The organism is Streptomyces sp. Edi4, assembly GCF_040253615.1.
Classification (GTDB): domain Bacteria; phylum Actinomycetota; class Actinomycetes; order Streptomycetales; family Streptomycetaceae; genus Streptomyces.
In genome coordinates this window covers 630,539-644,161 of the sequence record NZ_JBEJGY010000004.1, presented here as the reverse complement: position 1 = coordinate 644,161, position 13,623 = coordinate 630,539, and the positions used below count along the sequence as shown (strand labels likewise).

Genomic DNA, 13,623 nt, shown 5'->3' with positions numbered 1-13,623 from the left:
GTCACACCCGACCGGCCGCCCGCCGCCCGCGCCCGTGCTGCGGCCCGACGCGCCCTCGCGCCCTCGCGCCAGGTCGGACGCGGCGTCAGAGGAACAGGAAGGCCGCCGCCGTGGCCGCGCCGAGCGCGCCGCCCGCGACCGTCTGCATGACCGTGTGGTAGCCCAGGGCCACCCGGGACCAGCACACCGCGAAGGTGATCGCGTAGGCCGCCAGCCACCAGGGCGAGTGCACCACGGCGAGCAGCGCGACGACCGCCGAGGCGACGGCGGAGTCCACGGAGATCTTCCAGACCGTGTTCACGGCCAGCAGGAAGATGGTCATCACCCACAGCGCGAGCATGGCGGCCAGAATGCCGGTGGGCGCGTGGCCCAGGACCATCACGACCGAGCCGGCCCCGATCGAGCCGAGGATCACGAAGAAGATCGGGGCGCGCTTGGTGCGGTCGACGACATGCCGGTCGCCCCACGTTCCCCGCTTGCGCTCCCACTCGATGTAGCCGGCCGGGACGAGCCCGGCGCACAGCGCACCGAGCAGCCCCCACAGAAGTCCGCTCCACTCGCCGGCCGCCGCGAGGCCGATGCCGAGCATGCCGACGAGCAGCACATTGCGGGGTTGCAGGACGTCGGTGATGGCGCGGGCCGTGGCCGCCGTACGGTTGTCGGCCCCGGTCAGGGTCTCACTCACGCGGTCTTCTCCAGGGAGTCCAGGACGCCACGGGCCCGTTCGCCGCTGACGGTCCGGAAGGCGGCGGCCACCCGTACCAGCCGGGCTACTTCGCCGTCCTGGTCGGTGGCGTGCTTGGTCTCCACGACGGCGGCCTCGCCGGCCGGGGCGCCGCCGGCCTTGGCGGCAAGCGCCGCCTTGATCCAGTACGCCTCGGCCAGCGGACCCGTGTCCTCGGGCGCCGGGCTGTCGTGCGAGGCGGCCCGCTTGGCGGCCGGGAGCAGACTGTCCGGCACGTAGTGGCGCAGTTTCTCGACGGCGTCCGCGATGTCGGCGGCCCATCGGTCGATCCTCAGGTCCGCCGGGGTGCCGAAGCGGGTCAGTTCCCGGGCCAGGGAAGCAGGCGGCTCGAAGGGCTGGTCGGGGAAGGCGGTCATCAGCTCCCGCCACAGCGGATGCAGGCTGGCCTGCGCCCGCCACAGCCGCACCCTCCGCCAGCCCTTGCTGAAGGCGGGGATGGAGGCGCCCAGCGCGAAGAACGCGAAGAGGACGACCTGGGCGGCCTCGGTGACCTCGTCGAACTTCAGGGCGAAGGCCGGGCTCGGCTGGTCGATGACGCTGACCCACAGGAACAGCGTGCGGCTCACGGTGTAGCCGACGCCGATGAACATGGCGAACGTCATCATGCCGAGCCCGACGCGCAGATGACGGGTCCCGGCGCCGACGGTGGCGAGCGCCCACTGGTAGGCACAGACGGCGGACGCCGCCCCCAAGTACAGGTAGAACACGCTCATGTAGAGCGTGGCGCCCCATTGCCCGGCATGGTCGGACACGAAGCGGTCCGAGGCGTAGGAGCGGTCGACCACTGTGAAGAAGAGCACGGTCGAACAGGATCAGCGTGGCGACGGACGCCTTGGTGGCCACCTGCTGGATCAGCCGCGCGAACCGGACGTGCCGGGGGATGACGCCGTCCTTCGGGAAGTGGCCGTAGATGGCGACGATGTAGCTGAGGATCGCCAGGATCGCGATGGTCGCCGTGTAGTGCTTGATCAGTACGGCGAGGTCCACCACAGGGCTGTTGTTGAGCCCGATGCGTACGACCTTCGTCTTGGTCCACAGGGCCACGGCGAAGCCGGCGTAACAGCCCCACAAGGCACGTCTGCGTTTGTCCTCCTCGTCGCCCCAGAGTGCTGCGGGCATCCGCCACAGGGCGACGGCGGTCATCAGGCCGGCTATGAGGTAGCCGGCAAGGTCCAGCGCGGTCACGGGTATTCCTCGGGGTCACGAGCGGGGGACGGAGGGGCGGAGGGGGCGTACGGGGCGGAGGCGGCGGTGCGGCGGTGCGGCGGGCCGGTCGGCTAGGAGCGGCGGAAGAAGCCGCGGCGGCGGTGGGCCACGGGGCGCGACAGGGAGTTGGCGAGCCGCCCGACCATGTCGTCGCTCGTCACGTCGCGGGCCAGCCGGGGGATGAGGGACGCGCCGAACTCGGCGATCCGCTCGTCATGGGTGTCGTACTGGGCCCGCGCCTGGATGGGGCCGCCCGAGCGGAACGCCTCGGTGACCTCGTAGGGCAGCTCGTCCGGATCGCTCTCGGGCGGCCCCGCCCGTCCGGCCGGCTCGTCGGTGGCCAGCACACGGTTGATCAGCGAAGTGTTGAAGACGGGGAGCAGCCGGCGCAGCTGGGTCGCGCTCAGCGTCGTGCCGTGGTCGAACCATTCGTGGCACAGCTCGTGCAGGATGACGTGCTGGGTCTGGTAGGCGGTCGGGCGCCGTCGGTAGAGTACGAAACTGGTGCCGCCGGACTTCAGGCGCAGACCGCAGGCGGCGTTCACACGGGCCAGCCGGTCGGGCAGTTCGTGCAGGGTGATGGTGCGGCCGCGGGCCTCTTCCATGTTCGCCACGAGAGCGGGGATGCTGAACGGGGCCGGGATGGACAGATCCGCCAGTCCGGCTTCGCACTCTTTCCGCAGCTCGCGCATGGACATGGAGACCTCTTGATCGTAGTCACGCGTGTGTGACAAGCGGTCTGCGATCCTAGCCAATCATCGTGAATACGCGGAGTCGGCTACCCGGGCTGTCCACCGGGGGCGGCCTCGTGCCCGTTGTCCCGCCCGTACCCGCTGTCCTTGCTGTCCTTGTTGTCCTCGAGGAGGGAGAGGACGAACTGAAGCAGCTCCGGGTCGAGCCCGTCGTCGTCGATGCCACGGCCCGCGAAACCGCTGATCTCCCCGGTACGCCGCTTCGCGAGGAACTGCAACCCGGCGACGACGTCGTCGACCACTTCGGACTCGTCCTTGAAGAAGCGCCAGTCGACGCCGAAGCCGAGTCCGAGCGCCTTCAGGATGTCTTCGGAAGGGTGGGTGACCTTCCCGGCGAGGATGTTGGAGAAGTAGCTGTGCGAGAGGGAGCCTCCGCGCTCCTTGACCAGATCGGCGAAGACCCGGCCGGAGATCTTCTCTCCGGGGAAGGTCTTTTCGACCATGTACTCGACCTTCTGGCGCAACGTCCTCAAGTCGGGAGTGCGCTCTTCGCCGTTGTCCATCAGGGTCCCCACGTCCACGCCCGCCGCTGGTGCGCTGTCCGACGATGCGCGATGTTCGATTCGGTCAACGGATTGGTACTTTAACCGACCTTGATGCAGGCGCCCGGCTTGCGGGCGGGCCGTCGGCCACCACCCCCGGGCGACAAACCGGAGCAACTCCCGCCGTGGTCCGAACTGGACTTGCGGAAACACTCTACGTCACTGTTAACTCGAAAAAACACGAACAAGGAGCCACGAGGGGAGTTCCTTGCTCGAGTGGCTGCTGTGCCCTGCGCGCTTGTTGTGCTCAGGGTGCACCAGTCAGGGCACATAGATGTAGCCCTTCGCGACGGGGGAGGCGCGAAGGGCTACACATGCATTATGCACCTTGTCTGCGCGGTGTGGCGACCGGGCCCGGCGAAGAGTCGGCCGGATCCGCTCGAACGCGAGCCGTACCCGGCTCGGTCCCCGGCCGCGCGCGACCGGGTGTCCGCCCTGTCGGCGGACGCTCCGCCGACGGCAACTGCCTCAGTCCGCCGACTCGTTGGCGCCCGGCAGATGGACGAGTACGAGGACCAGGCCCGCCACCACGAAGTTGCGGGCCGCCGCGTCCAGGCCGTTCCATGCCTTCGACTGCCACATAGCGAACCACTCGCCGCCGACCGCCATGAACCCGGCCCCGAACAGCAGCAGCACCATCAGCAGCCCCGCGGTGCTCAGCCGCCTGGCCCGGCCGAGCCCGGCCCTGCCGCGGAGCCCGGCGGCCCACGCGACGACGGCGACGATGAGGATCAGCGCCGCCACGGTCTCCCAGGCGATGATCAGGACGTACGCGATGTCCTGAAGCGTGTGCGACGTGATGGCCCGCCACATCAGGTCCGGGTCCTTGAACGTCGTGTCCATCGCCAGGACGTGCCGCACGAACTGGCGGTTGGTGTCGAAGTCGGTGATGTTGCCGAACGCGACCAGTGTTATGTACAGCGCCACCGTGGCGGTGAGCAGCGCCGCGGCGAGCGGCAGCGCCGGGAGCCCGGCCGCGCGCCCGGGCCGCGCACCGCCCCCGCCGCGAGCCCCGAACCTGAACCTGGAGGCCATCGCGGACTCCCTTCCCCTCGGACGCGCCGAGCCGAATTGCCGTGCCGGGCGCGCGGCTTGTTCCGGGCGCCCGGCCCTCAGCATGCCCGATCAGCCGAGCCGGGTGATCTTCGACCCGAACGACGGCTCCGACAGGTCGTCCCTGAGCGTGACGGGCACCTTCACCTCACCGGTGCCGCCGCCCACGGTCAGTGTGCCCACCACCGTGCCCGCCTTGGCGCTGTGTGGCAGCTTCTTGCCGTCGTCCGTCAGCTTGATCCCGACGGCGGCGCCGGACCAGACGGGGACCGCCAAGTCCTTGGCCGCCACGACCGGGACCGTACCGCCGAGGCCGTCGTCCATCCGGCCGACCACCTCGCCCTTCTTCACCACGGTCTCGTTCCTGAGCGACTTGCCCGCCGCGAGGATCAGGTTCTTGCTCGCGGCGGTCGCCGTCTCGATGATGTTCGGCTTGTGCTGGCCGAACACAGCGCCGATGATCAGCTGCTTGCTGTCGCCGACCGTCTTCTCCGCGGCGAACAGCAGGTTGCCGCCCGCCTTGGTCGTGGATCCCGTCTTGATGCCCACGACGCCGTACAGGGGCACGAGCGAGTTGAAGTTGCGCTGGGTCCTCGCGGTTTCGACGGTGCTGCCGCCCGACGTCGTGGTCGACGTGTACGAGGGCAGCCGCGTGATCTCGCGGAACGTCGGGACGGCCATCGCCCGCTTGCCGAGCTTCACCTGGTCCTCCGCGGTGCTGACGGTGGATTCCTTCAGACCGCTCGCGTCCGTGTACGTGGTGTTGGTCATCCCGAATTCCTTGGCTGTGTCGTTCATCTTCTTGATGAACGTCTCCTCCGTCGACGCGTCCCAACGGGCCAGCAGGCGGGCGACGTTGTTGGCCGAGGGCAGCATGACGGCTTGCAGGGCCTCCCGTTCGGAGATTTGCTGGCCCGCCTTGACCTCGACCACCGACTCCCTCTGCGGGACACCGGTGGTGTAGTCGTCCTGCGCCTTCTGGTCGACCGGGATCATCGGGCCCTTGTCGCCGGGCTTCAGTGGGTGGTCCCGCAGGATCAGGTAGGTGGTCATGACCTTGGCGACGCTGCCGATGGGGAGCGGTTTCATCTCCCCGTACGTGCCCATCCGGCCAAGGCCGTCGATGTCCACCACGGCCTGGCCCTCCGTCGGCCACGGCAACGACAGTGCGCCGCCGCCCGCGGTGTGGCTCGCCGGGACGGTGAGTTCGAGGGCCGGCGCCGGGAGCGGACGCAACGCCTGGACCGTCACGACGACGATGGCGAGCAGCACGGCGAGCGTGCCCCAGATCTTGATCCTGCGCGCCACCGTGCGGACAGGTGTCTCGGGTTTGGGCGGGGTGTTGGTGAGCTGGGCCAGCAGGTCGAGTGGCGGTGGGGCGCCCGCCGGGCCGCCGGTCGCGGGCGCGTTCGGGGGCGGGGTGGCTCCGGTCGGCGCTGTCAGCGTCATGGTGCGGTCGTCGCCCTGGACCGGGGGCGCGCCGAACTCCCGGGTGCGCTCCGACCCGTCCGGACCTTCGCCATGAGTTTTGGCCGCCCGTGACGGCGTGGGGGCCGGGGCGACGGGCCGGGGCGCGACCGGGCGCGGGAGATCCGGCTTCAGCGCGACGAACTCGCTGGTCCGCTCGGAGTCCGACTCCCTGGGAGCGACCGGCGCGGCGGGTGCCTTGGGCGCGGTGGGCGCGGTGGACGCGGTGGAGGTGGCAAGGGTGGTGGACGCGGTGGGGGTGGTGGGCCTGTGGGACGGCTTGGGCGCTGCGGACGGCGTGGAAGCCTTGGGCGCTTCAGTACCGGGGGAGGCCTCGGATGCCCCCGTCCCCGAGGCGGCCTCGGATGCCCCAGATCCCGAGGAGTTCCCGGAGGCCCCGGACCCCTCGCGCGCTCCCGGTGTCCCGGACGTCGTGGGCGTCCTGGGTGTCGTGGGCGTCCTGGGTGTCGTGGGCGTCCTGGGTGTCCTAGGGTCCTCCGGCTTGTCGTGAGTCCGGGTCGCCGCAGGGGCCTCGGAGGGGGACGCGTCCGGTTCGGGCGGCGCGGAGGGGCGGGAGGGCGCGGAGGCTTCGGACGGCGCGGGCTCGTCGGGCCGTACGGGCTCTTCGCTCTGCGGAGGGGTGCCGGGCAAATCCGTTTCGGGGGCCGCCCTGTCACCGTCACTCCGCCGCGCGCCGTCGTCCTCGCGGGTGTCGTGGTCCCTGTCCTGCCCGCGGGCCCCGTCGTGCGCGGGGGCAGTGGATGGGGGCACGGCCGCGTGGGTCGCGTCGGCCGACCCGTCCGTCACGTCCGACCCGTCCGTCACGTCCGACCCGTCCGTCACGTCCGACCCGTCCTTCATGTCCGACGCGGCTGTCACGCTCGACTCGTCCGTCACACCCTTCGCGTCGGAAATCCCGTCCACCTTCGCGCCGTTCTTCTGGTTCATACGCAGTGCAGCCCGCCTTGCTGATCTCGCCCTTGCCCGTGTCGTCGGCCGTCCGGGCCGCCACGGCAGACGAAGGGGGCCGCCGGCCGGCGTCCCTCCGTTACGAGGCGACCGGGGCCCTTCGTGGCGCTGAGCGGCCGAACGAGCATCACCACGATCGCACGTCCGTGTGACCGAATGGTGACAGAGCCCTCCGTGGTTCTCCTGTGCCCCGGCGTTTCGGCAGAGCTTCGCCGACGGAGGCCCGTTGTCAGACCCTCTTCCTATGCTGGCAGGGCAAGGTCGAACGGGGATTCGTCGGGAGGCAGAGGTGCGGATCGAACGGCATGACGTCGACGCGACGGCGCTGGCCGCCGCGGAGGCCAGCTTCGCGGAGCGGATCGCGGGGGACGTGCACCGGATGCGACACGACGAACATCCGGCCCGGGGCTGGTGGTCGGTGGCCGGTGCCTTCCTGGACTATCTGGGCGCGCAGTCCCTGCGATCACCCGCACTTGAGGGCAAGGACGCGCAGGCGGCGCTGGGCTCCGCTGCCGCTGCGGCCCTGGCGGCCCTTGAACTGACGCTCTTTCCCGGGCGCCCGGTGGACGTGTTCATCGACTACGCCGGGGTGGGCGTGTCGTACGGCGGCGAGTTCGAGAGATGCGACGCACGGGCCCGGAAACAGGAAGACGGACATATCCACACCGGAGCCTGGCTGGACGGGCTGTATCTGGCAGTCCTCGCCCAGGTGTCGGACCACAACGCCGACACCTTCACCGTGGGGACTGTGCCGTGGCGTGGCCATGAGGGGCGCGCCGATGTCGCTCTCGTCCACGCGTTGATGGCGTATGTCTTCGCGCACGAGGAAGCGTCGGGCGGCGCGCCGACACCCGGGCCGGTGCGTGACGTCGAGAAGTGCGCGCTGATCGACATGGTAATCGCGACGCTCGGCGAAGGGGACGACCTGCCGGGCCACCGAGCCGCCCTCGCCACCCTGCGCGCCTTGGCCGTGGGTGATGAGAACAACTTCGTACGGTGCCTTGCGGCGCAGTTGGAGCAGCACCGCGGCCGCGCGCTCTCCGGAACCCGGGGCGTCCCGGATGTCACCGGAGATCTCGGTGGCACCGAAGGCCCTGGTGTCACCGAAGGCACTGGTGTCACCAGGGACATGGGCGCCGCCGGTGGAAGGGCCGCGCCGCGCGGTCTGCTCCCCCTGGATGCCATGGCGCTCATGGCGCTGGCCCACCGCAGGCAGGGCTGGGGCGCCGGTATCGAATCCGGCTATCTGCCCCGAGCCGTGGTGACCGGCTTCGCCCCGGCCCGGCCCCGGGTACGGGCCTACGGCAGGGGCAAGCGTGCCGACGCCGTGGCCGCGCTCACCGAGGGCCCGTTGGAAGTGGAGCGGCCCCCGCACCCTCTGGCGGCGCGGGCCACGGACCTTTCGCGGTACGACGTGTGCGCCGCGAGGGAGATGGCGCGCTTTCACGACCCCGATGAGGATCCGAAGGCACTCACCAGGGATCTGACCTCGCTCATGTCGGATCAGCGGCGGCGCTTCCTCGCGTGGGCGACGTTCGATGCGGACACGCCGAACAGGCGGGACGCGCCGAACAGGCCCGACAAGGGGGGCTCCCGCCGGAAGGAGGATGCGATCAAGGAGGCGCTGCTGCTCGGCGCCGAGGCGGGCGCGGGCGCCCTGCGGGTGGCGCGGGCCGAGCCGGGCACGGAAGTGGAGGTCTCGGTGGGCGGCACCACACGCACGCTGCCGGCGTGGCGTGGTTCCTACCGTCCCAATCCGCACCAGTGGCAACAGGCCACGGCCTTGGCCCTGGTCGTCGGGGCACGCGGGCCGCTGGCCGACTGCGTGCTGATCGAGCCCGAGTTCTTCGACGAGGGGGAGCGGCCGTCACCGGGCGGGGCGTACTGCGCGGCGCTCCACGACTATCTGCGCGGCGTCGATCCGGAGCCCGCGACGGACCGCGCCGTGGAATCACTGGCCCGCGCGGCCGGCTCCGCCTTCCTGCCCCCGCCGATACTCCTGCTGTCCCAGCTCGTCCAGGGCGACCGGCAGGGTTTCGCCCTCGCCCTCGCGGACGCCCTGGAGGAACACCGCGAGCACTACACCGTGGGAAAGCGGGGTGAGGATCCGGAGGCCGCCGTCAACCTCGATGTGCTGGGGCTCGCCTGCCATGCCCACCGCATCGGCTGGTCCATCCCGCTACGGTCCGCCTATCTGCCCGAGGGGTTGTTCCGGTAGCCCCGGGCGCCGCTCGCCCGGTCTTGGGTGGCCCCGCACGATGAGGCGGGTCAGCAGGACGACCGAGCGGGGTGCGGAGCGGTCGCCGTCGATGCGGGAGAAGAGGAGGCCGGCGGCTGTGGCGCCGAGCGCCACCGGATCCTGGCTGACGACGCTGAGCGGCGGGCTGAGCCGGTCGGCCAGTGGAAAGTCGTCGAACCCGACCAGGGCCACGGGGTCGGGCCCGCCGAGTCCGTCCATCACGCCCATGGTGATCAGGTCGTTGGTGGTGAAGAGCGCCGTGGGAGGCGAGGGCAGCGCCCGCAGTTCGGCGAGGGCGGCCCCGGCGTCGGACTGGGACCGCAGTCCGTGGCGTACCAGCGCGGCGTCCTCGGGTATGCCATGGGAGGAGAGCGCGTCGAGATAGCCGGCGTGCCGTTCCCGCTGGGTCCAGATGTCGAACCGGTCGCCGAGATAGGCGACGCGGGTGTGTCCCTGGCCGAGCAGATGGCTCACCGCCCGCTTTGCGCCCGCGCGGTTGTCGACGGTCACGGTGTCGACGGCCAGCCCCTTGGCGGGCCGGTCGACGCAGACGACACAGGTGCCGCCCGCCATCGGCTGTCTGAGGAAGGCGTGACCCCCGTTGGTCGGGACCAGGATCAGGCCGTCCACCTGACGGGCGGTGAAGGCGGCTATGACCTCGCGTTCCCTGCCGGGTTCGTCGTTGGTGCTGCCGACCAGAACGAGGAAGCCGCGCCGGTGGGCCTCGTCCTCGACGGAGCGGGCCATGAGCGCGTAGAACGGGTTGGCCAGGTCGTCCACGACGAGCCCGATGGTGGACGTGCGGGGACTCTTCCGCCGCAGATTGCGGGCGTTGTCATTGCGCTGATAGCCCAACTGCCGTACGGCCTGCTCGACTCGGGCCGCGGTGTCCGGCGATACCCCCGGCTCGCCCGAGACCGCGCGCGAGACGGTCATGGGGCTCACGCCCGCCGCGCGGGCCACGTCCTTCATCGTCGGGCGCTTCACGAGCCTCCTCATCGACCGGTCCGTGCCCGCTGCCGGCACGGCGACGGGACGATGATGGCAGACGGCGCACCACGTCAGGCGCGGGCCGAGGTGCGCCCGGGACGGGCGGGTTTCAGGAGCCGGAAACCACCTTGTGGCTTGGTAACGTTCCCATCGCGCGGGCTTGGACGAACCCTTTGTCTGACGGGCCGTCAAAGTCCTTCCAGTGAACGGTGATTGCGGCACGGCGGCAAGGATTCCGGTGATCGGTGGTGAGCGTGGGCGTGAATTCATCCCTTTCCCTTGACGGGTAGTCAGGGACACCTCAACAATCCTGAGTTGATTGGTAACGTTCACATGCCCACCGAGCATCCCCCGTCCCGAGGCCGCCCGCCGGACGACGAGCGGTCCTTTGCGAGAAGGTGGTCCCCCCTCGTGCTCCGCTGCGTGCCCTTCCCCGGATCCTCCGCCCGCTCCAGATGCCTCAGCGCCCTCAGCGCGCTCGCCCTCTTTGCCCTCGGCGTTGTCGGCCTCGCCACCGCCCCCGCCCACGCGGGAACGCTCGCGCTGACCCAGTACGTCGACCCGTTCATCGGCACCGACGACAGCAACGCCCCCAACCCCGTGCCCGGCGGCGCCGGCGGCAGCACCTACCCCGGGGCCGTGGTGCCCTTCGGCGGGGTGCAGTTCGGCCCCGACACCCCCACGGCCTCGCCCTCCGGCTACCGCTACAAGGACACCTCCGTCGAGGACTTCAGCCTCACCCACTTCGACGGCGCCGGCTGCCCCAACAACGAGGACCTGCCGCTGCTGCCGGTCACCGGCGCGCTCGGCACCTCGCCCGGCACCCACTGGACGAGTTACGCCTCCGGGTACACCAAGGCCAACGAGGTCGCCAAGCCCGGCTACTACAAGACCCGTCTCGACCGGTACGCCACCGACGTGGAGCTCTCCGCCACCACGCGCACCGCCATGGGCAAGCTGACCTATCCGGCCTCGACCACGTCCCGGCTGCTGATCGACACGGGCCGCAGCGCCACCGGAAACCGGGCCGGGACCGTGCGCGTCAACGGCAGCGAGCTGACCGGAAGCGTGACGGCGGGCGGATTCTGCGGCTCGTCCAAGACGTACCAGATCTACTTCGACATCCGCTTCGACCGTGCGCCGACCGGCTTTGGAACCTGGTCGGGCGACACGGTGAGCGACGGCTCGGCCACCGCGTCCGGGAACAACACCGGCGCCTACGTCACCTTCGACACGAGCACCAACGCCACGGTCCAGTTCAAGGTCGGCCTGTCCTACGTCGGCGTCGCCGGCGCACAGGCCAACCTGACCGCCGAGAACAACGGCTGGGACTTCGGCGCGGTGCGCGGGGCGGCCGACGACTCCTGGAACCGGATGCTCAACCGGCTCCAAGTCAGTGGCGGCAGCGCCACCGACCGGCAGAAGTTCTACACCGCCCTCTACCACGTCCTCCAGAGCCCCAACATCTCCAGTGACGTCAACGGCGACTACCGGGGGTTCGACAACGCCGTGCACACCTCGGCCAGACCGGTCTACCAGAACTACTCCGGCTGGGACATCTACCGCTCCTGGGCGGCGCTGATCGCCCTCATGGCGCCCGCCGAGGCCGGCGACATCGCCAAGTCGATGGTCCTTGACGGGCAGCAGGGCGGCCTCCTGCCCAAATGGTCGCAGCAGACCAACGAGGACTTCGTCATGACGGGCGACCCCGGACCGATCATCGTCAGCAGCATGTACGCCTTCGGAGCGCGCGACTTCGACACCGCCGCGGCGCTCGCCCTGATGGAGAAGTCCTCCAACGGCGGCACCGCGCAGGGCGAGGCCATACGGGGACGCCAGTCCACCTACACGAGCCTGCACTACCTCGACGATCCCTCCGACTCCCTGGAGTACTCCGCGTCCGACTTCGCGGTCGCCCAGTTCGCGAAGGCGCTCGGGGACACCGCGAGCTACACCACCCACATGACGCGCGCCCAGTGGTGGCGCAACACCTTCAACCCCGAGTCCTCCTATGTGCAGCAGCGGGGGAGCGACGGCTCGTGGAGCTGGCCACTCGACCCGGCGAGCCCGTCCACCTTCACGGAGGGCAACGCCTCCCAGTACACCTGGATGGTCCCCTACGACTTCGCCGGCCTGATCAACTCCATGGGCGGCGCGCCGACCGCCGTACAGCGCCTCGATCACCACTTCACCGAGGTCAACGCCGGCCAGAGCAGGCCCTACTACTACATAGGGAACGAGCCTGAGCACGGCGTCCCGTGGGCCTACGACTTCGCAGGCCGTCCCGCCGGCGCCACGGACGCGGTGCGCAAGGTGATGAGCGAGTCCTTCACCACCGGAGCGGGCGGACTGCCCGGCAACGACGACCTCGGTGCCACGTCCGCCTGGTATGTGTGGGCCGCGCTCGGCATGTACCCGGCGACCCCCGGCGCGGACACGCTCGCGCTGCACGGCCCCCAGTTTCCCTCCGTCCTGATCCAGCGGGCGGCCGGTGACATCACCATCACCACCTCCGGGTCCGGGCCCTATGTCCAGGCGCTCACCGTCAACGGCGCGTCCACCAGCCACAGTTACCTGCGCTACGCCGATGTCGCGGGCGGCGCGACGCTGGCCTACACCATGGGCGCGGCGCCCAGTGCCACCTGGGGCACCGGCGCGTCCGACGCGCCCCCGTCCTTCCAGGACGGCGCGGCCCCCATTCCCGCCGCACCGGACCTCGGCCCCGACCTCGCCCTCGGCAAGGCGGCGACCGGATCGGCGCCCTGCACGCAGTCGGAGTCGGCGGACAAGGCCGTGGACGGTTCGCTCGCCAACAACAGCAAGTGGTGCTCGGCCTCGGCGAACCCCTCGCTCCAGGTCGACCTCGGATCCGTCCGCGATGTGTCCTCGTTCGTGGTCGAGCACGCCGGACTCGGCGGCGAGAACACCGGCTGGAACACCAGTGCCTTCCAGATCCAGACCAGCACCGACGGCGCCGCCTGGACCACCGCGGCCACCGTCACCGGCTCGCGCGCGAGCCGCACCTACCATCCCGTGGCGGCCCGGACGGCCCGCTACGTACGCCTGGTGATCAGCGGGCCCGCCAATACCGGCGGCGGTGGGAGCGACGCGGCGCGCGTCTATGAGCTGGGGGTCTACGGGCCGAGCGGTGGCGGCCGGGACCTCGCGATCGGGCAGCCGGCGACGGGCTCCGCGTCCTGCAACGCCACGGAGACGCCCGACAAGGCGGTCAACGGCAGCGTCACCGGCGGGACCGGCGACAAGTGGTGTTCCAAGGCATCGGGCGACAAGACCCTCCAGGTCGATCTCGGCGCGTCCCATCCCCTGACCTCGATCACGGTGCGCCACGCGGGGGCCGGGGGCGAGAGCGCGGCCTGGGACACCAAGGACTTCGATCTGAGTGTGTCCCCGGACGGCAGCGCCTGGACCACGGCGGCCCAGGTCCGGGGCAACACCGCCGACTCCACGACCACCACCGTGACCGGTTCGGCCCGCTACGCGCGTCTGACCGTGCTCACCCCGACCCAGAACGGCGACACCGCGGCCCGCATATACGAGCTGGAGGTGAACGGCACCTGAGCGATGGCGAGCCGCCCGGCGGCGCCTCCCTCGCGCCAACGGTGCGGGAGGGGCGCCGCCTCCTTTGACGTGCATGAAGCG

The 13,623-nt window shown here is 70.6% G+C and carries 9 protein-coding genes and 1 pseudogene; 3 read left to right on the top strand and 7 right to left on the bottom strand.

The genetic code is table 11. The features are described 5' to 3' along the window. Nucleotides 1-85 precede the first annotated feature (85 nt). The 6 genes and pseudogenes from ABR738_RS04845 to ABR738_RS04820 all read right to left on the bottom strand — a co-directional run bounded on the left by ABR738_RS04845 (nucleotide 86) and on the right by ABR738_RS04820 (nucleotide 5,747). Complete coding sequence (locus ABR738_RS04845) at nucleotides 86-685, bottom strand: hypothetical protein (RefSeq protein WP_350228719.1); 600 nt, start codon at nucleotides 683-685, stop codon at nucleotides 86-88. Continuing rightward, nucleotides 682-1,930: pseudogene (locus ABR738_RS04840) on the bottom strand (MAB_1171c family putative transporter). The gene ABR738_RS04845 and the pseudogene ABR738_RS04840 overlap by 4 nt, the downstream one beginning before the upstream one ends. A 92-nt stretch (nucleotides 1,931-2,022) precedes the next feature. Further along, nucleotides 2,023-2,649 carry a toxin gene (locus tag ABR738_RS04835; RefSeq protein WP_350234426.1) on the bottom strand — a complete coding sequence of 209 codons (627 nt, stop codon included), beginning with the start codon at nucleotides 2,647-2,649 and terminating at the stop codon, nucleotides 2,023-2,025. An 80-nt stretch (nucleotides 2,650-2,729) separates the two neighbouring features. Further along, nucleotides 2,730-3,206 (bottom strand): hypothetical protein, encoded by a 477-nt coding sequence (locus tag ABR738_RS04830; RefSeq protein ID WP_350234425.1) that lies wholly within the window; start codon nucleotides 3,204-3,206, stop codon nucleotides 2,730-2,732. 507 nt (nucleotides 3,207-3,713) lie between these two features. Beyond that, nucleotides 3,714-4,280, bottom strand: coding sequence for a DUF2165 domain-containing protein (locus tag ABR738_RS04825; protein WP_350228718.1), 567 nt, complete (start codon nucleotides 4,278-4,280; stop codon nucleotides 3,714-3,716). 90 nt (nucleotides 4,281-4,370) lie between these two features. Continuing rightward, nucleotides 4,371-5,747: a D-alanyl-D-alanine carboxypeptidase family protein gene (locus ABR738_RS04820; RefSeq protein WP_350228717.1), complete on the bottom strand. Its 1,377-nt coding sequence runs from the start codon at nucleotides 5,745-5,747 to the stop codon at nucleotides 4,371-4,373. 79 nt (nucleotides 5,748-5,826) lie between these two features. Between ABR738_RS04820 and ABR738_RS04815 the strand changes: the two genes are divergently transcribed. Both ABR738_RS04815 and ABR738_RS04810 read left to right on the top strand, forming a co-directional pair. Continuing rightward, nucleotides 5,827-6,276: a hypothetical protein gene (locus ABR738_RS04815; protein ID WP_350228716.1), complete on the top strand. Its 450-nt coding sequence runs from the start codon at nucleotides 5,827-5,829 to the stop codon at nucleotides 6,274-6,276. A 747-nt stretch (nucleotides 6,277-7,023) separates the two neighbouring features. Further along, complete coding sequence (locus tag ABR738_RS04810) at nucleotides 7,024-8,952, top strand: Imm49 family immunity protein (protein WP_350228715.1); 1,929 nt, start codon at nucleotides 7,024-7,026, stop codon at nucleotides 8,950-8,952. Here ABR738_RS04810 and ABR738_RS04805 read toward each other — a convergent pair. Continuing rightward, nucleotides 8,914-9,960, bottom strand: a complete 1,047-nt coding sequence (locus tag ABR738_RS04805) for a LacI family DNA-binding transcriptional regulator (protein ID WP_350228714.1) — start codon at nucleotides 9,958-9,960, stop codon at nucleotides 8,914-8,916. The two genes, ABR738_RS04810 and ABR738_RS04805, sit on opposite strands and share 39 nt — an antisense overlap. Nucleotides 9,961-10,374: 414 nt before the next feature. Between ABR738_RS04805 and ABR738_RS04800 the strand changes: the two genes are divergently transcribed. Then, on the top strand, nucleotides 10,375-13,542 hold the full coding sequence (locus ABR738_RS04800; RefSeq protein WP_350228713.1) for a GH92 family glycosyl hydrolase: 3,168 nt from the start codon (nucleotides 10,375-10,377) through the stop codon (nucleotides 13,540-13,542). Nucleotides 13,543-13,623: the final 81 nt, after the last annotated feature.